Annotated in this window: 23 protein-coding genes and 1 pseudogene; 17 read left to right on the top strand and 7 right to left on the bottom strand. The window is 70.2% G+C overall.

Annotated features, from left to right (window positions below; genetic code table 11):
* Positions 1-52: 52 nt before the first annotated feature.
* Complete coding sequence (locus OQ789_RS09985) at positions 53-535, top strand: DUF2834 domain-containing protein (protein WP_324685356.1); 483 nt, start codon at positions 53-55, stop codon at positions 533-535.
* On the opposite strand, the gene purT is transcribed toward OQ789_RS09985, so the two are convergent.
* Entirely contained in the window at positions 516-1715 is a 1200-nt protein-coding gene (purT, locus tag OQ789_RS09980) for a formate-dependent phosphoribosylglycinamide formyltransferase (RefSeq protein WP_324685459.1), read from the bottom strand. The two genes, OQ789_RS09985 and purT, sit on opposite strands and share 20 nt — an antisense overlap.
* A gap of 37 nt (positions 1716-1752) precedes the next feature.
* On the bottom strand, positions 1753-3054 hold the full coding sequence (serS, locus tag OQ789_RS09975; protein ID WP_324685355.1) for a serine--tRNA ligase: 1302 nt from the start codon (positions 3052-3054) through the stop codon (positions 1753-1755).
* A 109-nt stretch (positions 3055-3163) separates the two neighbouring features.
* Here serS and OQ789_RS09970 point away from each other — a divergent pair, with 109 nt between their 5' ends.
* From OQ789_RS09970 to OQ789_RS09960, 3 genes and pseudogenes are all read left to right on the top strand, one after another.
* A complete protein-coding gene (locus OQ789_RS09970; RefSeq protein ID WP_324685353.1) occupies positions 3164-4573 on the top strand; it encodes a septum formation family protein in 1410 nt (469 codons plus the stop codon).
* A gap of 4 nt (positions 4574-4577) precedes the next feature.
* Positions 4578-5001, top strand: a pseudogene (locus OQ789_RS09965) (metallopeptidase family protein); the annotation flags it as partial.
* Positions 5002-5193 carry a hypothetical protein gene (locus OQ789_RS09960; RefSeq protein ID WP_324685457.1) on the top strand — a complete coding sequence of 64 codons (192 nt, stop codon included), beginning with the start codon at positions 5002-5004 and terminating at the stop codon, positions 5191-5193.
* A gap of 8 nt (positions 5194-5201) precedes the next feature.
* Here OQ789_RS09960 and OQ789_RS09955 read toward each other — a convergent pair whose 3' ends face one another.
* Positions 5202-5888, bottom strand: a complete 687-nt coding sequence (locus OQ789_RS09955; protein ID WP_324685352.1) for a histidine phosphatase family protein — start codon at positions 5886-5888, stop codon at positions 5202-5204.
* Positions 5885-6829, bottom strand: a complete 945-nt coding sequence (gene pheA / locus OQ789_RS09950; protein WP_324685351.1) for a prephenate dehydratase — start codon at positions 6827-6829, stop codon at positions 5885-5887. Before pheA ends, OQ789_RS09955 begins: the two co-directional genes overlap by 4 nt.
* 89 nt (positions 6830-6918) lie before the next feature.
* On the opposite strand from pheA, the gene OQ789_RS09945 reads away from it, so the two are divergent.
* Both OQ789_RS09945 and OQ789_RS09940 read left to right on the top strand, forming a co-directional pair.
* Positions 6919-7713: a DUF2470 domain-containing protein gene (locus OQ789_RS09945; RefSeq protein ID WP_324685349.1), complete on the top strand. Its 795-nt coding sequence runs from the start codon at positions 6919-6921 to the stop codon at positions 7711-7713.
* Positions 7714-7767: 54 nt separating this feature from the next.
* The gene (locus tag OQ789_RS09940) at positions 7768-8934 is read left to right on the top strand and encodes an LCP family protein (RefSeq protein WP_420716076.1); all 1167 of its coding nucleotides are present in this window, start codon (positions 7768-7770) and stop codon (positions 8932-8934) included.
* On the opposite strand, the gene OQ789_RS09935 is transcribed toward OQ789_RS09940, so the two are convergent.
* Both OQ789_RS09935 and OQ789_RS09930 read right to left on the bottom strand, forming a co-directional pair.
* Positions 8931-9755, bottom strand: coding sequence for a glycerophosphodiester phosphodiesterase (locus OQ789_RS09935; protein ID WP_324685347.1), 825 nt, complete (start codon positions 9753-9755; stop codon positions 8931-8933). The genes OQ789_RS09940 and OQ789_RS09935 overlap by 4 nt on opposite strands.
* A gap of 5 nt (positions 9756-9760) precedes the next feature.
* Positions 9761-10798, bottom strand: coding sequence for a DUF4328 domain-containing protein (locus OQ789_RS09930; RefSeq protein ID WP_324685345.1), 1038 nt, complete (start codon positions 10796-10798; stop codon positions 9761-9763).
* A 454-nt stretch (positions 10799-11252) separates the two neighbouring features.
* On the opposite strand from OQ789_RS09930, the gene OQ789_RS09925 reads away from it, so the two are divergent.
* The 9 genes from OQ789_RS09925 to rraA all read left to right on the top strand — a co-directional run bounded on the left by OQ789_RS09925 (position 11253) and on the right by rraA (position 16872).
* Positions 11253-11408 carry a hypothetical protein gene (locus OQ789_RS09925; protein WP_324685344.1) on the top strand — a complete coding sequence of 52 codons (156 nt, stop codon included), beginning with the start codon at positions 11253-11255 and terminating at the stop codon, positions 11406-11408.
* 149 nt (positions 11409-11557) lie between these two features.
* Positions 11558-12181 carry a superoxide dismutase gene (locus tag OQ789_RS09920; protein ID WP_324685343.1) on the top strand — a complete coding sequence of 208 codons (624 nt, stop codon included), beginning with the start codon at positions 11558-11560 and terminating at the stop codon, positions 12179-12181.
* A 162-nt stretch (positions 12182-12343) separates the two neighbouring features.
* Positions 12344-12877, top strand: a complete 534-nt coding sequence (locus tag OQ789_RS09915) for a peptidase (RefSeq protein WP_324685341.1) — start codon at positions 12344-12346, stop codon at positions 12875-12877.
* Between the two features lie 568 nt (positions 12878-13445).
* The gene (locus OQ789_RS09910; RefSeq protein WP_324685339.1) at positions 13446-13844 is read left to right on the top strand and encodes a transcriptional regulator; all 399 of its coding nucleotides are present in this window, start codon (positions 13446-13448) and stop codon (positions 13842-13844) included.
* 130 nt (positions 13845-13974) lie between these two features.
* Complete coding sequence (locus tag OQ789_RS09905) at positions 13975-14628, top strand: DUF6474 family protein (RefSeq protein WP_324685338.1); 654 nt, start codon at positions 13975-13977, stop codon at positions 14626-14628.
* Between the two features lie 47 nt (positions 14629-14675).
* Entirely contained in the window at positions 14676-15311 is a 636-nt protein-coding gene (locus OQ789_RS09900; protein WP_420716081.1) for a YcnI family protein, read from the top strand.
* A complete protein-coding gene (locus OQ789_RS09895; protein WP_324685337.1) occupies positions 15308-15829 on the top strand; it encodes a copper resistance CopC family protein in 522 nt (173 codons plus the stop codon). Before OQ789_RS09900 ends, OQ789_RS09895 begins: the two co-directional genes overlap by 4 nt.
* A gap of 93 nt (positions 15830-15922) precedes the next feature.
* A complete protein-coding gene (locus OQ789_RS09890; protein WP_324685335.1) occupies positions 15923-16363 on the top strand; it encodes a nucleoid-structuring protein H-NS in 441 nt (146 codons plus the stop codon).
* A 23-nt stretch (positions 16364-16386) separates the two neighbouring features.
* On the top strand, positions 16387-16872 hold the full coding sequence (rraA, locus tag OQ789_RS09885; protein ID WP_324685334.1) for a ribonuclease E activity regulator RraA: 486 nt from the start codon (positions 16387-16389) through the stop codon (positions 16870-16872).
* Between the two features lie 4 nt (positions 16873-16876).
* Here the strand turns inward: rraA and OQ789_RS09880 are convergent, their stop codons facing one another.
* Positions 16877-18346 carry an NAD(P)/FAD-dependent oxidoreductase gene (locus tag OQ789_RS09880; RefSeq protein WP_324685332.1) on the bottom strand — a complete coding sequence of 490 codons (1470 nt, stop codon included), beginning with the start codon at positions 18344-18346 and terminating at the stop codon, positions 16877-16879.
* 77 nt (positions 18347-18423) lie between these two features.
* Between OQ789_RS09880 and OQ789_RS09875 the strand changes: the two genes are divergently transcribed.
* Together OQ789_RS09875 and dinB are read left to right on the top strand one after the other, a co-directional pair.
* Entirely contained in the window at positions 18424-19062 is a 639-nt protein-coding gene (locus OQ789_RS09875) for a TetR/AcrR family transcriptional regulator (RefSeq protein ID WP_324685330.1), read from the top strand.
* A 24-nt stretch (positions 19063-19086) separates the two neighbouring features.
* Positions 19087-20301: a DNA polymerase IV gene (dinB, locus tag OQ789_RS09870; protein ID WP_324685328.1), complete on the top strand. Its 1215-nt coding sequence runs from the start codon at positions 19087-19089 to the stop codon at positions 20299-20301.
* Positions 20302-20346 lie beyond the last annotated feature (45 nt).

Here is a 20346-nt window from a genome sequence, read left to right as displayed (position 1 = left end):
CCTTGTTGTGTCAATATTGACAAAACTTTCGGTCGCGGGCGACACTTCGCCCATGGCCTCCATCATCATCCACTTTCTGCTCGGGCTTGCCTGCATCGCGGCGATCGTCGCGTCCAACCGCAAAATCTACGCCAAACCCGAAGGCGGGCCTTGGCTTTCGCCGTTGGAATGCGTCTACTACGTCGCCGGCATCGCCTCGATCGCGTTCGGCTACTGGTTCAACATCCACTTCGTGATGGCGGCGCACGGGCAGGGCAACTTGATCTCCGGCCCGGCCAGCTACCCGGAATTCATCAAAGGGCAGTTCGCCACCCCGGCCTGCGGCTCGGGCAACCAGGACTACATGATCGCCAATGTCATTCTGATGCCGGCCTTCACCATCGTCGACGGCCTGCGCCGCGGCATCAAGCGCCCCTGGCTGTTCTTCCTGTCCAGCTTCTTCACCAGCTTCGCGTTCCCGTTCGCGTTCTACTTCGCCACCATCGAACGGCAGCGCCGCCACGAACGCACCGCGGTCACACCGGTCGCGGCCTGACCCGGCTCGCCGCCTCGGCCGCGTTGCGCCGCGCGGTGTCCAGGTCGTCGTCGTAGGCCAGCGCGACACCCATGCGCCGCTTGACGAAGCTCTCCGGCTTCCCGAACAGCCGCAGGTCCGTGCGGGGCACCCGAAGCGCCTCGTCCACGCCGTCGAAGACCACGCCCTTGGCGTCCACCCCGCCGTAGATCACCGCGCTGGCGCCCGGTGTCCGGCAAGCGGTGTCGACCGGAAGCCCGAGGATGGCGCGGGCATGCAGCTCGAACTCGTTCTGCCACTGGGTGATCATCGTGACCATGCCGGTATCGTGCGGCCGCGGGCTGACCTCGTTGAACCACACCTGGTCGCCCTTGCCGAACAGCTCGACGCCGAAAATCCCTTGCCCGCCCAGGCTTTCGGTGACCGTGCGGGCGATGTGCTGCGCGTTCGCCAGCGCGGCGGCCGGCATCGGGTGCGGCTGCCAGCTCTCGACGTAGTCGCCGTTGACCTGCCGGTGGCCGATCGGCGGGCAGAAGTGGGTGCCCACCGCGCCGTCGTCGTCGCGCGCGCGGACCGTCAATAGCGTTATCTCGTAATCGAAGTCGACGAACCCCTCAACGATGACGCGGCCGCGGCTGACCCGGCCGCCTGCCATCGCATAGCTCCACGCCGCCTCCACGTCGCCCGGCCCGTCGAGCCTGCTCTGGCCCTTGCCCGAGCTGCTCATCACCGGTTTGACGACGCACGGGTAGCCGATGGCGTCCGCGGCCGCCTGCACTTCGGCCAGCGAATCGCAGAACTCATACGGGCTGGTGGGCAGGTCGAGGGTTTCGGCGGCCAGGCGCCGGATGCCCGCGCGGTCCATGGTCAGCCGCGCCGCCCGCGCGGTGGGGATCACCCGCACCACGCCGGCCGCTTCCAGTTCCTCGAGCGCGGCGGTCGCGATGGCCTCGATCTCGGGAACCACCACGTCGGGCCGTTCGGCCTCGATCAGGGCTTTGAGCTGGTCCGGGTCCGACATCGAGATGGTCCGCGCATGGTGGGCGACCTGCTGGCCGGGCGCGTTGTCGTAGCGGTCGACGGCGATGGTCTCCACTCCGAGGCGCTGCAGCGCGATCACCACCTCGCGGCCCAGTTCGCCGGAGCCGAGCAGCATGACCTTGGTCGCATCCGGTGACAGCGGGGTGCCGATGGTGGTCATCGGGCGCGTGCTCATCGAGGCGACCCGTCCCGCGTGCTCATCGGGGCGACCCGCCGCGCTCGGCTCCGCCGAGCTTGCGATCGCCCCGCGGCTCCAGCACCTCGGTGCCGACGAACGGCACCAGCGCGGCGGGCACCCGCACGCTGCCGTCGGGCCGCTGGTGGTTCTCCAGGATCGCGACCAGCCAGCGGGTGGTACCCAGGGTGCCGTTGAGCGTGGCCGCCGTCTGCGGCTTGCCGTTGTCGTCGCGATACCGGGTGGCCAGCCGGCGGGCCTGGAAGGTGGTGCAGTTGGACGTCGACGTCAGCTCGCGGTAGGCGCCCTGCGTCGGAACCCAGGCCTCACAGTCGAATTTGCGGGCGGCCGACGAGCCGAGATCGCCCGCGGCGACGTCGATCACCCGATACGGCACCTCGATGCGGGCCAGCATCTCGCGCTGCCAGCCCAGCAGCCGCTGGTGTTCGGCCGCGGCGTCGGCGGGCGTGCAGTAGACGAAGCCCTCGACCTTGTCGAACTGATGCACCCGGATGATGCCGCGGGTGTCCTTGCCGTAGCTGCCGGCCTCGCGGCGAAAGCACGACGACCATCCCGCATACCGCAGCGGCCCGCCGGACAGGTCCAGGATCTCGCCGGAGTGATAGCCGGCAAGCGGCACCTCCGAGGTGCCCACCAGGTAGAGGTCGTCGGCCTCGACCCGGTAGACCTCGTCGGCGTGCGCACCGAGGAACCCGGTGCCGGCCATCACCTCGGGGCGCACCAGAACCGGCGGGATCATCGGGACGAAGCCGTTCTCGACGGCCAGCCGCAGCGCCAGCTGCAGCAGGCCCAGCTGCAGCAGCGCGCCCTTGCCGGTCAGGAAGTAGAACCGCGACCCGGAGACCTTGGCCCCGCGTTGCATGTCGATGAGCCCGAGCGACTCCCCGAGCTCCAGGTGGTCCTTCGGGTTGTCGAGCGCGGCGGGCTCGCCGGCCACGTCGAGGACGGCGAAGTCGGCCTCCCCGCCGGCGGGCACCCCGTCGATGATGACGTTGGAGATCGCCATGTGCGCCGCGGTGAACCGCGCCTCGGCATCGACCTGGGCGGTTTCGGCAGCCTTCACCTGCTCGGCCAGCTCCTTGGCCCGCGCCAACAGCGCCGGCCGCTCGTCGGGCGACGCCTTGCCCACGCTCTTGCTGACGGCCTTCTGGTCGGCCCGCAACGAGTCCGCCGACGAGATCGCGGCGCGGCGGGCGGCATCGGCCGCCACTAGGGCGTCTACCAGCGCCGGGTCCTCGCCTCGGCTGAGTTGGGAGCGCCGCACGGCGTCGGGGTCTTCCCGGAGCTGCTTCAGGTCGATCACGGCCCTGAGACTACTTTCATCGACACCGGCCGACCGTCGGCGCATCCCGCGATGTCCGCAGGACTCACATCAGTAACTTTTGTCACGCGCCTCAGGCGCTGCTGTCAGAATGGAGCGGATGTCGCAAGCGCCCGAGAAACATGTTGAGGAAGGCCCCGCAGGCCAAGCGGTCGAGTCGCCCGTCGGCCCGGCGGATGAGTCCTCCGATGATGGGCCGTCCGCCTCTCGGTGGCCGCGCAGCCTGCAGGCCCGGGCGACCCGGCGCGCGCTGCTGCTGACCGCGCTCGGTGGCCTGTTGATCGCCGGGCTGGCCACCGCGATCCCGGTCGGGGGTCCCGGCTCGGGACGGTTCCTCGACAGCAGCCCGGTGCGCAGCACCGGCACCAAAAGCGAGGCCGCCTTCAACCGCGCCGGTACCGGGGAGTGCCTGATGTGGCCCGACGCCACCCCGGAGTCCGCGAAGATCGTCGGCTGCGGCGAGGAGCACAAGTTCGAGGTCGCCGAGTCCATAGACATGCGGACCTTCCCGGGTTCCGAATACGGGCCCACCGCCGCTCCGCCGTCACCCGCCCGCATTCAGCAGATCACCCAGGAGCAGTGCGAGGCGGCCGTCCGTAATTACCTCGGCCCCAAGTTCGATCCGAACAGCAAGTTCATCGTCAGCCTGCTGTGGCCCGGCGACCGGGCGTGGCGCCAGTCCGGCGACCGCCGGATGCTGTGCGGCCTGCAGCTGCCCGGCTCGGGCAACCAGCAGCAGCCCTTCAAGGGCAAGGTCGCCGACGTCGACCAATCCAAGGTGTGGCCGGCCGGCACGTGCCTGGGCATCGACTCGGCGACCAACCAGCCGACCGATGCGCCGGTCGAGTGCGCGGCGCCGCACGCGATGGAGGTCACCGGCACCGTCAACCTGGCCGAGAAGTTCCCGGGCGGCCTGCCCGCCGAGCCCGACCAGGACGGCTTCATCAAGGATTCGTGCACCAAGATGACCGACGCGTACCTGGCCCCGGTCAAGCTGCGCACCACCACCCTGACGCTGATCTACCCGACGGTGCCGCTGGCCAGCTGGACGGCGGGCAGCCGCGAGGTGGCCTGCAGCATCGGCGCCACGCTGGGCAACGGCGGCTGGGCCACGCTGCTGAACAGCGCCCGGGGTCAGCTGCTGATCAACGGCCAACCGCCGGTGCCCCCGCCCGACATCCCCGAAGAGCGGCTCACCATGCCGCCGATTCCGCTGCAGGCCCCGGCGCAGCAGCCGCCCAGCCAGTCCTCATCGGGCGGCGGCTCGGCCCCCGAGATGCCGCCGAACAACCAGCACCTGCCCGGCCAGCAGCCGGCGCAGCAGGCGCCGCAACAGCAGGCCCCCGACCAGCAGGCCCCGCCGCCGGCGGATAACGGCGCCCCGCCGGCCAACAACGGCGCCCCGCCGGCCAACCCGGCCCCCGCGCCGGAGCCGGCGCCCCCGCCACCGCCGAACCCCGCACCGGAGCCACCGGCCGCCGCACCCGCGCCGGGGGGCTAGTCGAATGTCCGTGCGGATGGACGCCCAGCGCTTCGACGAATTGGTTTCCGACGCACTCGACCTGATCCCGCCCGACTTGGCGGCCGCCATGGACAACGTCGTCGTCCTGGTCGAAGACCGGCACCCCGAAGACGCCGAACTGCTCGGGCTGTACGAGGGGGTGGCGCTGACCGAACGCGACTCCGACTACTTCGGCACGCTGCCGGACGCCATCACCATCTACCGCGGGGCCCTGCTGGACGTGTGCGAGTCCGAGGAGGAGGTCGTCGAGGAGGTGGCGATCACGGTGATCCATGAAATCGCGCACCACTTCGGCATCGACGACGACCGGCTGCACGAGCTGGGCTGGGCCTGAGAACCCGGCACGGCCGCGGATTCCCGGGCGCGGCACCGCGGATCTGTCCGCCCCGGGTGCTATGAACGCACCTATGAGCATCGACTGCCGCGACTGCCGGGCAGGCTTGGATCACTGTCACGGCACCATCATTCGCCACGCACTGCACCGGTCGGAGTGCACGGAGCCGGACTGCTTCACTCCGGAGCTGTTGCCGCACGCGTTCGTCGTCGACTGCGACGCCGTGGGCTGCGCATGCGCCGACGTCATCGCGGTGGCCATCTGACCGTGAGGTCAGCCCATCGGGTCGGTGCTTGACCGCACCGCGTCCACGACCGGGCTGGCCTCTTCCGTCGGGAAGAACGGCGGCGCTGAGCTGCCCCAGCGCACGCAACTCCACCGCCCGTCGGTGATCGGGGTCAGCGCCACCGATTCGGCGTTGTCCAGGTGCTTGTCCAGCGCGAAGTCGGCGTCCACGCCGGCCAGCACCGCGGCGGCCAGCCGGATCGCCGCGCCGTGGCTGACGACCACGATGTCGCCGTGGAAGTCGCGGTCGTCCAGGTAGCGCAGGCGCAGGTCGGTGAGCGCAGGCAGGTAGCGGTCCAGCACGTCGCTGCCGGTTTCGCCGCCGGGCAGCGCGACGTCGAGCTCGCCGTGGTGCCAGCGCTCGTAGATCGCGTTGAACTCGGCGACCGCGTCGTCGTCGTTGCGGTTTTCCAGCCTGCCGACCTGCACCTCGTGCACGCCAGTCACCTCGACGGGCGCCATCTCGACCTGGCCCCCAATCACCGCGGCGGTCTGCAAGGCCCGGGTGGCCACCGAGTGCGCGAGGATGGCCGGCCGCCCGGAACGGTGGGCAAACGCGCGGGCCTGGTCGCGGCCCAGCAGGGTCAGCTCCGCGCCCGGCGGGCGGGTGTCGAGCCGGCGCTCGACATTGGCGGCGGACTGGCCGTGTCGCACCAGGATCAGTCGGCCGCTCACCGCTGCGGTTCCTGCCGGTCGGGCTTTCCGTCGCGCAGCCGGCTGAGCCAGCGCCCGGCCTCCTCGGCGGGCGGCGGCAACGCTCCGGCGGGTGTGCCGGTGGGCCAGGATCCCAGGTATCGCACATCAGCACAACGGCGGTGCAGGGCTTTGAGTGCCTCGGCGACGGCGTCGTCGTCGATATGGCCGGCACAGTCGGCGAAAAAGCGGTAGGTGCCGAGTCCGGTTCTGGTGGGCCGGGATTCGATGCGGGTCAGGTCTATGCCACGAACGGCGAACTCGGCGAGTGCGGCCAGCAGGGCGCCGGGCGCGTTGTCGATGCGCAGCACCACCGAGGTGCGGTCGGCCCCGGTGCGGGGCGGGGGCGGTCCCGGCGGCCCGACCAGGAGGAAGCGGGTGCGGGCGTTGGATTCGTCGACGACGCCGTCGGCCAGGGTGGCCAGCCCCCAGCGGGCGACCGCCAGCGGCGAGGTCACCGCGGCGTCGACGCATCCCTCGGCCACCTGCTGGGCGGCGTCGGCATTGGAGTACGCGGGCCGCAGCGTGGCGCCGGCCAGATTCGCGGCCACCCACTGCCGCACCTGCGCCGCCGCCACGCCGAAGGCGGCCAGCGTCCGGACGTCCGCAGGGCTGCGGCCGGGTTTGATCGCGATGCTGAACGCGATGTCCAGCGTGGTTTCGGCGAACACCTGCAGGGGCGAGCCGGTGGCCAGGCTATCCAGGGTGGGCGTCACGGACCCCTCGATCGAGTTCTCGATCGGGACGCAGGCGTAGTCGGCGGCGCCGTCGCGCACCGAGTCCAGGGCCGCGGAGCTGCTGTCGACGGGCGAGGGCGCGACGTCGCCCGCGGCGCGTCCGGGGATCAGCCCGGCGGCGGCGATCTGCCGCAACGCCGCCTCGGTGAACGTCCCCTCCGGACCGAGGTAAGCGATGCGGGCCACGTCCCAACCCTAGCGGCGTGCGCACCAGAAGACTCTTGCGACGCTGCGCCGGCTCGGTTAAGTTAGGCTTACCTAATCGGAGGATGAGAATGGTATTACCGTTGAGCTGCCCCGCGCCCACCACCGCCGAACGGATTCGCAGCGCGTGTGTGCGCGCCAGCGGGGCACTGCTGGCCATCGAGCACGACGAGCCGGTCCCCACCCCGGTGCATCACCTGATGGACGACGGCTCCGTCGCGCTGGCCATTCCCGCCCAACGGGCCGGCGAGCTCGCGCACCCCGTCTCGGGATCCCAGGCGCTGCTGGAGCTGACCGACTACGCGCCGCTGCCGCTGCGCGAACCGGTCCGTTCGCTGGTCTGGGTGCGCGGGCAGCTCCAGGAGGTGCACCAAAGCGAGGTCCTCGACACGCTCGACCTGATCGCCGCCGAGTGCCCGAACCCGGCCCTGCTGGGTGTCGACACCCCGCGCCGCACCCCCACCGGCGTCGACGAGCCGCGCTACACGCTGCTGCGCCTCGAGATCGCCTCGGTGGTCGTCACCGACGCCACCGGCGCCGAGCCGGTCAGCGTGACCGACCTGCTGGACGCGCGGCCCGACCCGTTCTGCGCGCTCGAGTCGAACTTGCTGTGGCACCTCGACACCGCCCACGGCGACGTCCTGGCGCGACTGGTCTCCCGGCTCCCGGCGCCGCTGCGGCGGGGCCACGTGCGACCCCTGGGCCTGGACCGCTACGGCGTCCGGTTCCGCGTCGAGAGCGACGACCGCGACCACGACATCCGCCTGCCGTTCCACAAACCGGTTGACGACATGACCGGTCTGGGCCAGGCCATCCGGGTGCTGATGGGGTGCCCGTTCATCAATGGGCTGCGGGCGCGCGGCTAGCCGGAATCGCGACTTAACGGCGCCGGCGCGGCGCCGGGCACGTACGTTGACCACGTGACCGGCGACCGATCACCGCACCGCGGGCGGCCCCCAGGATGGCGCCCACGCGCGCGACCCCCTGCCGCGCCGGCCGGCGCCGAGCCGCCGCCGGTGACCCGCCGTCCGGTCTCGCCCACCGCCCCGACCGAGCCGCTGCACCGGCCGCCGCCGCCCGCCGCCTCGGCGCCACCCCCGGCGCCGCCGCCCCGGCCGCGGGCCCCACGCGCCCCCCGCCCGCGTCGCCGACTCCGCTGGGTCCGCACGGCGGTGTCCGTCTTGCTGGTGGGTGCGCTGCTGCTCGGCGCGGGCGTCATCGCCGGGGCAGTCTGGTTCGACGGAAAGCTGCACCGCGAGCAGGTGCTGGCCGACTATCCCGACCGCCCCGCGGCCGGCCGGGGCACCAACTGGCTGATCGTCGGGTCCGACAGCCGCCAGGGCCTCAGCGCCGAGCAACAGAACGACCTGGCCACCGGCGGTGACTTGGGTAACGGCCGTACCGACACGATGCTGCTGGTCCACCTGCCGGACGCCTCATCCGGATCGCCGACGATCATGGTGTCGATACCGCGGGACTCCTACGTGCCCATCCCGGGCCACGGCAGGGACAAGATCAACGCCGCGTTCGCGACAGGCGGCGCGCCGCTGCTGGTCCAGACGGTGGAGAGGGTCACCGGGTTGCGCCTCGACCATTACGCCGAGATCGGGTTCGGCGGGTTCGCCGCGCTGGTCGACGCGCTGGGCGGGGTGACCGTGTGCCCGAAAGCGGCCCTCGACGACCCCCTGGCCGGCATCGACCTACCGGCCGGCTGCCAGACCCTGACCGGCCGCGACGCGCTGGGTTACGTCAGGTCGCGCGACACCCCGCGGGCCGACCTGGACCGGATGGTCAACCAACGGCAGTTCGTGGCGGCGCTGCTGCATCGGGCCTCCAGCCCCGCCGTCTGGCTCAATCCCTGGCGCTGGTATTCGGTGCCACGCGCGGCCGCCGACGCCCTCACCGTCGACCAGGGTGACCACGTCTGGGATCTCGTCCGGCTCGGCTGGTCGCTGCACGGGCCGATGACCACCATGACCGTCCCCATTGGCGAGTTCACCAGCGGCGACGCCGGTTCGGTGGTGGTGTGGAATCACGACGAGGCGGCGCGGTTGTTCCAGGAGTTGGCGTCCGACGCGCCGGTCTAACCGTCGCCCTCGCCCGCGCGGTTGCCCTGCAGCCACGCCTTGGTGCGGCCTGGGTGGTGGGTGGCCAGCCAGGCCACCCCGACGTCGCGGCAGAAATCGATATCTTCGTAGTCGTCGACGTTCCAGCAGTAGACCGCCCTGCCCTGGGCGATGGCGCGGTCGGCGAGCTGCGGGTATTCCTTGAGCGTCGTCAGCGACGGCCCGACGGCGGTGGCGCCGATGGCGGTGGGCGCGCCGCTGGTCAGGTATCGGGCGGTCTTGCCGAGCAACACCGTGGGCAGCAGCGGCGCGGCCCGCCGGATCCGCCAGACCGCGGACGCCGAGAAGGACATCACCACCGCGCGGGACCGGTCCGCCGAGGCGGGGGCGGCGATGCCGAACCGATGCAGCGCCGCCAGCAGCTTGGTCTCCACCAGTGAGCCGTACCGGACCGGGTGTTTGGTTTCGACGAACAGCTTCACCGGCCGGTGCCAGTCGAGCACCAGCGATACCAGCGCGTCCAGCGTCAGCAAACTGGTGTCGCCGTGCGTGCCGTCTTCGCGCCAGCTGTCGTGCCACGCCCCGTACTCGAGCTCGCGCAGCTCGGCCAGGGTCATGGTGCTGACCAGGCCCGCCCCGGTCGAGGTCCGGTCCAGCCGGCGGTCGTGCACGCACACCAGATGGCCATCGCGGGTCAGTCGCACGTCGCATTCGACGCCGTCGGCGCCCTCCTTGAGCGCCAAGTCGTACGCGGCCAGGGTGTGTTCGGGGCGCGCGGCCGAGGCGCCGCGGTGAGCGACGACATAGGGGTGCCCGGCGAGCACCTCGTCGGCCCACGTCATGCCCCCTATGCTGCCGGGTCTTGCCCCTCCAACTCAACCGGACCGGCCGACGGCGAAGCGGCGGGCCGCTGATCGGGAACCGCGATCCAGCGATGCGCGGGCCGCGCCACGGGTTTGCGCTGGAATCCCTCGAAGACGCGGGTGGCGGTGGCCAGCACGGCGGCCGCGAACAGGTAGGCGAAGACCATCAGAACGGTGTTGTTGGCGATGCCCTGGGCGTCGGTGGCAAAGCTGGTGGCGATGGCGGCGACGGACACGGCGTAGCTGCATGTCCACGCTCCCCACCACTGCAGGATGCCGCCGCGCAGCCGCGCGTAGTGCTCTTCGAGGTGTGCCAGTTCGATCACGTACACCGGTGCCCACAACAGGTTGGCGAACGGCACCACGCAGCCTGCCCACAGCGCCCGGGCGGACCGCGGCTCGGGCAGCCCGTGATAGGCGAACACGGCGGCGCGGCGGGCGATCATCCAGCCGATCAGCAGCACGCCCGAGGCGATCACCGCCGCAACGGCGCCCACGCTGGCCAATACGCCGAGCCAGTCGGCCGCGAGCGCCACCCACGAGTTCAGCAGGGTGTTCCGGTTGATCACCAGCAGCACGTACCGCACCACGTAGACCAACGCGGCGATGCTGAGCACCAGGACGCCGACGAACGACACGGTCCGGACGCTCTGCGGCGACGGCCCTGGCTGCGCGTTGGCCGCGACCGACTCGGACGTCTGCTCGACGCGGTCGGCCAGACTCCAGCGCGGCATGACGGGGTAGCGCGGCGTAGGCCCCAGTGGACGGCGGCCGCGCCGCGGCCGCGGCGCGGCACCGGGCCGGACCGCTATCCAGCGGTAACCGGGCGGCAGCCGCGGCGGTGTGCGCTGCAACCCCGACGGGCGCGCCGGCGTCGGCGCGCCCGGCGCACTCCAGCGCGGGTCGGCCGGCGGGGCGTCCGGTGCCGGCGCCAGCAGGGCCCCGCGGCAGCGGGGACACCATTCGCGCTGTCGGTCGCGCACGTTCCAGCGGGTGCCGCACTGGGAGCACACCTGGATCACCGGACCAGACTAGCGCCGTCCCCGCGCGAGCCGAGGGACAAGGCCGGGGGTGCGCGCAACCCGCGTCGGCGTCCGTTCGGGCGGGCACGGCAACCGACTGGGCCGCCGCGGGCTATCCACAGTTTCCACAGGGTTATCCACACACCCGCGGCGGGTATAGAACGCATCGGTACAGCCTCTGGCAGGCGCGCGCGGTGTCGTTGTGGATAACACCGCGATTTCATACGTTCGGTATGGCGGCGTGAATTCGGCCGCCGAGCGAAATGTGTTGCCTTACTAAATTCCCGTCCCCCGCGCGTCGGGGCATGTCGTTGTCCGCCACCGCAGTTGCCGTCAACCCACAGTTCAGGCCGCCATTTCGCAAGGCCGCCGCAAAGCGCTATGATCGCGTTCGCGAATGGTGTTTGTGACTCACCTCACTGACGCGAGGTGACCGCGAAGTGAAAGGCGATTGATGGCCACGCACTCGTTTGGTCCGGGATCCCCGGGCCCGTCGAAGTCGTACTGCGGCTCGCCTGCGTGGAATCAGAGTTACAGCGTCGCCGCGCTGCGCGCCGGGTTGATCGCGCTGGCGCTGCTCGCGGTCCTCGCGCTCATCGTCTTGTCTTGAATTGTCCCGCAGCGGGTATTCGCGTTCCGGCGCTCAAGGGGTCGTTCTTGCGGAGCGTGCGGTCATGGAGCAGGGTTGATAACGGCCGGCGGCCGCCAGGCGGCCCCGCGTGACTGAGCGTCGAGACGATAATCGAAGAAAGGAATGCCGTGGCTGAATACACTCTGCCCGACTTGGACTGGGACTATGCAGCGTTGGAACCGCACATCTCCGGGCAGATCAACGAGATCCATCACACCAAGCACCACGCCACGTACGTCAAAGGCGTGAACGACGCTCTGTCCAAGCTCGAGGAGGCTCGCGCCAACGAGGACCACGCCGCGATCTTCTTGAACGAAAAGAACCTCGCCTTCCACCTGGGCGGCCACGTCAACCACTCGATCTGGTGGAAGAACCTGTCGCCGGACGGCGGCGACAAGCCGACGGGCGATCTCGCCGCCGCGATCGATGACGCGTTCGGTTCCTTCGACCGGTTCCGCGCGCAGTTCAGCGCCGCAGCCAACGGCCTGCAGGGCTCGGGCTGGGCCGTGCTGGGCTATGACACCCTCGGCGGCCGGCTGCTGACGTTCCAGCTGTACGACCAGCAGGCCAACGTTCCGCTCGGCATCATCCCCCTGTTGCAAGTCGACATGTGGGAGCACGCCTTCTACCTGCAGTACAAGAACGTCAAGGCTGACTACGTCAAGGCGTTCTGGAACGTCGTCAACTGGGCGGACGTGCAGAAGCGGTACGAGGCCGCGACCTCGAAGACCAAGGGCCTGATTTTCGGCTGACTCTCGTTTTGACCGGCGGGGCGTCGCGCGTTTTGCGCGGCGCCCCGTCGTTTGTCCGACCCCACCGTGTCGTGTTGCACGGCGCTTAAGGCGCAGGCATGCTTAATCATTCGGGCTTACCAGTGTGGTTATTCCAAACGGAGGCGTCGCGCGGAGGTCGAGATGGAGACGGGGTCGGAAGGATCAATCGGGGTTTCCCCGTTCCATTCTCGTGGCGCCTTGAAGGGGTTCGTGATCTCCGGGCGGTGGCCCGATTCGACGAAGGAATGGGCCCAGCTGCTCATGGTCGCGGTCAGGATCGCGTCGCTGCCCGGATTGCTTTCCACCACAACGGTCTTCGGAGCCCGCGAGGAATTGCCCGACGAGCCCGAGCCGGGCACGGTGGGCCTGGTGCTGGCCGAGGGCACGGTGTTCGGTGAATCGGCCATCCAGCCAGGCTATTTCGCAGACCATCAGCCCCCGGCTCTGCTGATGTTGCATCCACCCTCGGAGACGACGCCGTCGCTGCCCGAATGTACCGGGGCGGCCTCGGGATGCGTATTGCTGCCCGGATTGCCCTATCTCGGGCTCGAGCATCGGGCGGCGTGGGTGGAAGCCGAAGCCGACGGCACCATCACCTCGATGGTGAGCCGGGTCGGTGTCGACCCGATCACCCACCCCGACACGGCGATACTGGCGATGCTGCTCGCCGCGTAACGCATTGCCCGACGGCGTCGCCGGCGGCTCTCGCCTTTCTCGCGCCCGCGGCGTCGCAGCGGCGCGAACTGTGATCCGACCGCGCCGCAGTGATGGCCCTTCCGCGTTTGCGGCGATACAGACGCTACGGCGGTGCCGCGCCCCGGCTAAGTCAACAGCGCCTCCACCACGGGAGGGGGGCGCCGCCTGCCGCGCGGCGCGGCGCTCAACTGGGCCGTTTTCGCACTCGGCAGCAAAGGGTGCGCTCAGGCATACCGAATCGCCGACCCGTTGCGGTGCGATCGCTCAGCACCGCTCGGCACATCATCGCGCCCGGCAGACGAGCATCCGCCCGCCACTTCGGCACGGACGTCCAATTCTGCGGATAACCTGTGAGTTTCATGGATTTAGTGGACACCTCAGCGAATTAGTTAGACTCTCGTAAGGCGGGGAGTTGGCGGGCGTCAGCTACGCCTGCCGGGCTCCCGACGGGGTTTGCACCTGGTGACGGTGACCCAGCCTCGCTACCATGATCAGCAAATACACCTAGGTAATAGTTCGCTTCTACAGTCCAGTGGAGGTCATATCAATGAGCACGACGTTCGCTGCTCGCCTGAACCGCCTGTTCGACACGGTGTATCCCCCCGGACGTGGTCCGCATACCTCCGCGGAAGTGATCGCGGCCCTGAAGTCGGAGGGCATCACGATGTCGGCTCCCTACCTCTCCCAGCTGCGTTCCGGCAACCGCACCAACCCGTCGACGGCGACCATGGCCGCCCTGGCCAACTTCTTCCGGATCAAGCCGGCCTACTTCACCGACGACGAGTACTTCGAGAAGCTCGAGACCGAATTGTCATGGCTGTCCATGACGCGCGACGAGAATGTCCGCCGCATCGCGGTGCGTACATCCGAGCTATCTCCCGAGGCACAGCGCGAGGTCATGGAGCGGGTCACCGAGTTGCGCCGGGCCGAGCACTTAGACGTCTGACGTCCACGCCCGGTCACCCGCCACGGGCCCGACCTGGCGGGCTGCCGCCCGCCGATTCCCATTAGGGTTGGCTCAGCGGATCGCGCGACCGTGAGCGCGAATCCACGAGACGACCGGGAGGCGGCCGGGAATGGGCCTGTTCCGCAAGCGAAAGAGCCGGGCGACGCGCCGCGCCGAAGCCCGCGCGATCAAGGCCCGCGCGAAGCTCGAGGCAAAGCTGGCCGCCAAAAACGAGATTCGCCGCGCCAAAGCCACGCAACGGTCGGAAACCAAGGCGCTGCGAGCGCACCTCAAGGCGCAACGCGACAGCGACCGCAACGCACTGAAAGTCGCTGAGGCCGAACTCAAAGCCGTGCGGGAGGGCAAGATCTTCTCACCAACGCGAATCCGCCGGGTGCTGACGGTCTCTCGGCTGCTCGCGCCGATCCTCACCCCGGTCATCTACCGGGCGGCCGTCGCGGCCCGCGCGCTGATCGATCAGCGCCGGGCGGACCAGCTCGGCGTCCCGTTGGCCCAGATCGGCCAGTTCTCCGGTCAGGGCGCCCAGCTGTCGGCGCGCATCGCCGGGGCGGAGAAGTCGCTGCGGATGGTGCAGGACAAGAAGCCCAAGGATGCCGAGACCAAGCAGTTCGTCTCAGCAATCACCGAACGGCTCACCGATCTGTCGGCCGCGATCACCGCCGCGGAGAACATGCCGGCCGCGCGACGCCGATCGGCCCACTCCGCGATCTCGAACCAGCTCGACGGCATCGAGGCGGACCTGATGGCCCGCCTCGGGCTGTGATCACCCGCGGACGGCGGCGCCCCGGCACGTCAGTCCGCAGCAGGTGGATCGCACGCAGCCTGACCACGATCGCCGCGGCCGTCGCGCTGTATCTCGGCTCGGCGGCCTTGACCCCCGCCGCCTGGGCGCACGTGCACGCCAGCAGCGACAACCCGGTGCGGGGGGCCATGGCGACCGTCACGTTCCAGGTGCCCAACGAGTCGAACACCGGGGCGCTCACCACCGCGCTGACCGTCACGCTGCCCAACGTCGCGTCGGCGCGCACCGAGAGCCTGCCGGGCTGGGCGGCCAGGCTCGACCGCGACGCCGCGTCCGGCACCGTGCGCTCGGTGACGTGGACGGCCACCCTCAACGGCGGGATCGGACCGGATCAGTTCGGGCTCTTCCGGTTGTCGGTGAAGTTGCCCGACGCCGATACCGTCAGCTTTCCCGCGACGCAGACCTACGCCGACGGGACCGTCGTGAAGTGGGATCAGCCGCCGCTGCCCGACGGCGGCGAGCCGGAGCACCCCGCCCCGATGCTGACCCTGGCCGCAGGCCCGGCGGGCGCGCACCAACACCCCGGGGCGCCCGGCGCCGCGCGGCCGGCCGCGGCCGACAACACGGCCCGGCTGCTAAGCGGTGCGGCCCTGGTGGTCGCCGCCGCGGGCGTCGCGATCGCACTGGTCCGCCGGCGGCCATGAGGCGTTTGGCGGTGGGCGCCTGCGTCGGCGTTATGTTCGTGATCGCCACGCTGGCCGCGCCCGTCGCGTCGGCGCACGCCGCGCGCGTGTCCACGGAGCCCGCGGTCGATGCGGCGCTGGCGGCCGGGCCGGCGCGGGTGAGCGCCACCTTCAACGAGCAGCTGCAAACCACGTTCGCCGCCATGACGGTCATCGGGCCCGACGGCAACGTGTGGTCGGCCGGCGAGCCCGCCGTGCAGGGCGCGGTGGTCAGCATCGCCCTGCGCGCGCTCGGGCCCGCCGGGACGTACACCGTGAATTACCGCGTCACCTCCGCTGATGGGCACGTGGTCTCCGGGTCCTGGTCGTTTCGGCTCACCGTGCCCGGCACCGGCACGCCCGGCCCGCCCCCGGCGGCCCCGACCGGCGGCGGTGCGCTCCCGGTCTGGCCATTCGTGGCGGTCGCGGTGGCGCTAGTTGCCGTCGGCGCGTGGTGGGCGGCCCGGAGCCGGCGGCGAGCGCCGCCCGGCGACGGGTGACCGTGGCGCCGCGATGCGTCCTGGCATGATGGGGGTTTGACCCGGTGGGCCAGGGGAACGAACGACAACAGAGGAAGCTCGAGGAGCGGCCGCATGGCAGACCCGCAGGATTCAACCAACAGCGCACCCGACGGCGCAGGTAGCTCGCCGGAGAAGAAACCGCCGGCGACGGCGGCGAAGAAGGCCGCGAAAGCGCCGGCCAAGAAGGCGCCCGCCAAGAAAGCGCCCGCCAAGAAAGCCCCGGCCAAGAAGGCACCCGCCAAGAAGGTGCCGGCCAATAACACCGAGCCCTCCCCCCCGAAGCCGCCCGAGCCGCCGCTTGACGCGCAGCGACGGGCCGAAAGCAACGGCGACCTGACCGCTGCCGCCAAAGATGCTGCCGCACAGGCGAAGTCCACGGTGGAGGCCGCCAACAACCCGGTCTCGCCGGCGGTCGCCGGCCCGGCGGCGGGCCAGTCGCCGGTGCCGCTGATCGCTGCCCTGGCCATCAGCCTGCTGGCCATCCTGCTCATCCGCCAGCTGCGTCGCCGCTGAGGCGAACGTCTAGCGTGTCAGACGTGACGGTGTTATTCCGGCCGACGGCCGACCTGGTCGACAGCATCGGTCCCGGCGTGCGCAGCTGCGACGTGCAATTCCGTCAGATGGGCGGTCGGGCCGAGTTCGCCGGGCCGATCAGCACCGTGCGGTGTTTTCAGGACAACGCGCTGCTGAAGTCGGTGCTCTCGGAGCCGGGCGGCGGCGGGGTGTTGGTCGTCGACGGCGACGGCTCCCTGCACACCGCGCTGGTCGGCGACATCATCGCCGAGCTGGCCCGCTCCAACGGCTGGGCCGGGCTCATCGTCAACGGTGCGGTGCGCGACTCGGCCACGTTGCGGGGCATGGACATCGGCATCAAGGCGCTGGGCACGAATCCCCGCAAGAGCGCTAAGACCGGCGCCGGCGAGCGCGATGTCGAGGTGTCCCTGGGCGGGGTGACGTTCGTGCCCGGTGAGATCGCCTACAGCGACGACGACGGGATCGTCGTCGTCGCTGCAGCCGAGTGATGCGCTAAACCCCCACCGGGGCAGGCTTTTTCGTGAACTTCAAGCATTCGTCGTCGACCTTGCCGCGCCGGATCGTGCGCATGTCGAAGAAGTAGTTCTGCTTGAGCCGCCACGGTTCCCGTGACCCCGACTTGGGCAGCAGGTGCATGGAGCGCCGGAAGTAGCCGGGGGTGAAGTCCATGAACGGCAACTCGTCGATGTCGTTGCCCGGATGTTGCGGCTCCACGAAGTCGAAGCCCTTGGCGTCCATGTAGTTCAGCAACCGGCACACGAACTCCGAGACCAGGTCGGCCTTCAGCGTCCAGGACGCGTTGGTGTATCCGAAGGTGATGGCGAAATTCGGCACGCCGGAGAACATCAGACCCTTGTAGGTCATCAACGAGGTGAGGTCGATGTCCTCGCCGTTGCGGGTCGGCTTCACCCCGCCGAGCAGCTGCATGTTCAATCCCGTTGCGGTGACGATGATGTCGGCCGCCAGCTCCTCACCCGACGTGAGCCGGATGCCGGTCGTGGTGAACCGGTCGATGGTGTCGGTGACGACGTCGGCTTTGCCGTGCCGGATGGTCCGGAAGAAGTCGCCATCGGGCGCCAGGCACAACCGCTCGTCCCACACGTTGTAGCGCGGGCCGAAGTGCTTTTCGATGTCGTAGCCCTCCGGCAGGCGCCGCCGCACCATCGTCATCAACGTCTTGCGCATGTAGCCCGGGGCTTTGCGGGAGAGCTGGTACTGAAAGGTGCTGAACGCGATGGCTTTCCAGCGATTGGCCATGTGGGCGAGGTGGTCGGGCAGCAGCCGGTTGGCCCGCTCGGCGAAGGGATCGACCCCGGGCAGCGAGCCGATGTAGGTCGGCGAGCGCTGCAGCATCGTCACATGCCCCGCGCCCGAGTTCACCAGGGCGGGAATCAGGGTGATCGCGGTGGCGCCGGATCCGATGACGATGATCCGCTTGCCCGCGTAGTCGAGGTCCTCCGGCCAGTGCTGCGGGTGGATGATGCTGCCCCCGAAGTCCTCCGAACCCGGGAAGACGGGCGAGAACCCCTCGTCGTAGTTGTAGTAGCCGGTGCACGCGAACAGGAACGAGCACGTCATCTCGCTCTGGCGGCCGTCGCTCTCGACCGTCACGGTCCAGCGGTTGTCGGTGTCGGACCAGTCGGCGGCCACCACCCGGTGGCGGTAGCGGATGTTCGGCTCGATCCGGTTCTCGACCGCCGCCTCCTTGATGTAGGCCTTGATCGAGGCCCCGTCGGCGATCGACTTCGCCGAGCGCCACGGCTTGAACCGGAAGCCCAGGGTGAACATGTCCGAGTCGGACCGGATGCCGGGGTACTTGAACAGGTCCCAGGTTCCGCCCAGGTCGGCGCGGCGCTCCAGGATGGCGTAGCTCTTCGTCGGGCAGCGTTCCTGCAGGTGCCAGGCGGCGCTGACGCCGGAGATGCCGGCGCCCACGATGAGGACGTCGAGGTGCTCAGTCATGGGCGCCACGCTATCAACAGCGTGTCGATGTAGTCAACGCTGTGTTGAAACTTTCAACAGCGTGTAAAGTGGCGGCCGTGACTGCCGTCGGTTCCACCCGCGCCCACCGGGGCAGGCGTTCGGCGCGCCCGTCCGGCGACGACCGCGAACTGGCCATTCTGTCCACCGCCGAAACGCTGCTGCGGGAACGCCCGCTCGCCGACATCTCCGTCGACGACCTGGCCAAGGGTGCCGGGCTGTCCCGGCCGACGTTCTACTTCTATTTCCCGTCCAAGGACGCGGTGCTGCTCACCCTCTTCGAACGCGTGATCATGGAGGCCGATTCCGCGCTCGAGACCATGGTCGCCAACCCGCCCGCCGACCTGAAAGGGCTGTGGCGCATCGGGATCAACGTGTTCGTCGAGACCTTCGGCGCGCATCGCGCGGTGTCGCTGGCCGCCGACGCCGCGCGCACCAACAAGGACGTCGACGAGCTGTGGTCGCGCTTCATGCAGAAGTGGGTCGAGCACACCACCACCGTGATCGAAGCCGAACGCGCCCGCGGCGCGGCGCCCGCAACGCTGCCGGCGGCCCACCTGTCCGCGGCGTTGAACCTGCTCAACGAGAAGGTCATGCTCAGCTCCTTTGCCGACGCGCGCCCGTCGGTGCCCAGCGAGCAATTGCTCGACACGCTGGTGCACGTCTGGGTCAGCAGCGTGTACGGCGACGCCTGCTGACCTGTCGGCACCCCGTGCGAACATGTGTTCGTGCGGTGCGATGCGTCCATCCTGCACGCGGACCTCGACTCCTTCTACGCGTCCGTCGAACAGCGCGACGACCCGACGTTGCGCGGTCGCCCGGTGATCGTGGGCGGCGGAGTCGTGCTGGCCGCGAGCTACGAGGCCAAGGCCTACGGGGTGCGCACCGCCATGGGCGGGGCGCAGGCGCGACGGCTGTGCCCACCCGCCGTCGTGGTGCCGCCGCGGATGAGCGCCTATTCGCGCGCCAGCGACGCCGTCTTCGAGGTGTTCCGGGACTGCTCCCCGATCGTCGAGGCGCTGTCGGTGGACGAGGCCTTCCTCGACGTCGGCGGGCTGCGCCGGGTGAGTGGCACGCCGGTGGCCATCGCCGAGCGGCTGCGCGCGGACGTGCGCGAGCGCGTCGGGCTGCCGATCACCGTCGGCGTCGCCCGCACCAAATTCCTCGCCAAGGTCGCCAGCCAGGAGGCGAAGCCCGACGGGCTGCTGCTGGTGCCGCCCGACCGGGAGCTGACCTTCCTGCGGCCGCTGCCGGTGCGCCGGCTCTGGGGCGTGGGCGCGGTGACCGCCGAGAAGCTGCGCGCGCACGGCATCCTGACCGTCGCCGACGTCGCCGAGCTCAGCGAGTCCACGCTGGGCTCCATGGTGGGCCGGGCGATGGGCCGCCAGCTATACGCGCTGTCCCGCAACGTCGACCGTCGCCGGGTGAGCACCGGGGTACGCCGTCGGTCCGTCGGCGCGCAGCGGGCGCTGGGGTCCGCCGGAAACCGTCTGTCCGCCAACGAGATCGACGCCGTGGTGGTCAACCTGATCGACCGGATCGTCGGCCGCATGCGCGCGGCCGGCCGCACCGGTCGCACGCTGGTGCTGCGGCTGCGTCTCGGCGACTTCACCCGGGTGACCCGATCGCATACCCTGCCGTGGGCCACCTCGTCCACGGTGCCCTTGCTGGCCGCCGCGCGCCGGCTGGTCGCGGCCGCGGCCCCGCTCATCGCCCAGCGCGGCCTGACGTTGGTCGGGTTCGCGGTGTCGGGCATCGACCACAGCGGCTCCCAGCAGCTGATGCTGCCGTTCGGCGAGCCGACGCACCCCACTCGCGCCGAGGACATCGACGCTGCGATCGACCGGGTGCGCCGCCGCTACGGCAAGTCGGCGCTGACGCCGGCGGTGCTGCTGGGCCGCGACCCGGGCTTCGAAATGCCGCACCTGCCGGACTGATCCGACGCGGTTGAGTGCTATCCCGCCAGCGGGCCGCGGCTATCA

Origin of the sequence: Mycobacterium sp. 94-17 (assembly GCF_035617725.1) — a bacterium.
Taxonomy (GTDB): Bacteria; Actinomycetota; Actinomycetes; order Mycobacteriales; family Mycobacteriaceae; genus Mycobacterium.
The sequence above is the reverse complement of the archived record's forward strand: the minus strand, read 5'-3'. Positions and strand labels throughout refer to the sequence as shown.

Excerpts from the sequence above, each read along its gene's own strand:
- OQ789_RS09910 (WP_324685339.1), top strand. The coding sequence starts at position 13,446 with ATGAGCACGACGTTCGCTGCTCGCCTGAACCGCCTGTTCGACACGGTG.
- OQ789_RS09925 (WP_324685344.1), top strand. The coding sequence starts at position 11,253 with ATGGCCACGCACTCGTTTGGTCCGGGATCCCCGGGCCCGTCGAAGTCG.
- OQ789_RS09970 (WP_324685353.1), top strand. The coding sequence starts at position 3,164 with ATGGAGCGGATGTCGCAAGCGCCCGAGAAACATGTTGAGGAAGGCCCC.
- OQ789_RS09915 (WP_324685341.1), top strand. The coding sequence starts at position 12,344 with ATGGAGACGGGGTCGGAAGGATCAATCGGGGTTTCCCCGTTCCATTCT.
- OQ789_RS09985 (WP_324685356.1), top strand. The coding sequence starts at position 53 with ATGGCCTCCATCATCATCCACTTTCTGCTCGGGCTTGCCTGCATCGCG.
- OQ789_RS09880 (WP_324685332.1), bottom strand. The coding sequence starts at position 18,346 with ATGACTGAGCACCTCGACGTCCTCATCGTGGGCGCCGGCATCTCCGGC.
- OQ789_RS09905 (WP_324685338.1), top strand. The coding sequence starts at position 13,975 with ATGGGCCTGTTCCGCAAGCGAAAGAGCCGGGCGACGCGCCGCGCCGAA.
- OQ789_RS09960 (WP_324685457.1), top strand. The coding sequence starts at position 5,002 with ATGAGCATCGACTGCCGCGACTGCCGGGCAGGCTTGGATCACTGTCAC.
- OQ789_RS09890 (WP_324685335.1), top strand. The coding sequence starts at position 15,923 with ATGGCAGACCCGCAGGATTCAACCAACAGCGCACCCGACGGCGCAGGT.
- OQ789_RS09895 (WP_324685337.1), top strand. The coding sequence starts at position 15,308 with ATGAGGCGTTTGGCGGTGGGCGCCTGCGTCGGCGTTATGTTCGTGATC.
- OQ789_RS09935 (WP_324685347.1), bottom strand. The coding sequence starts at position 9,755 with ATGACGTGGGCCGACGAGGTGCTCGCCGGGCACCCCTATGTCGTCGCT.
- purT (WP_324685459.1), bottom strand. The coding sequence starts at position 1,715 with ATGACCACCATCGGCACCCCGCTGTCACCGGATGCGACCAAGGTCATG.
- OQ789_RS09945 (WP_324685349.1), top strand. The coding sequence starts at position 6,919 with ATGGTATTACCGTTGAGCTGCCCCGCGCCCACCACCGCCGAACGGATT.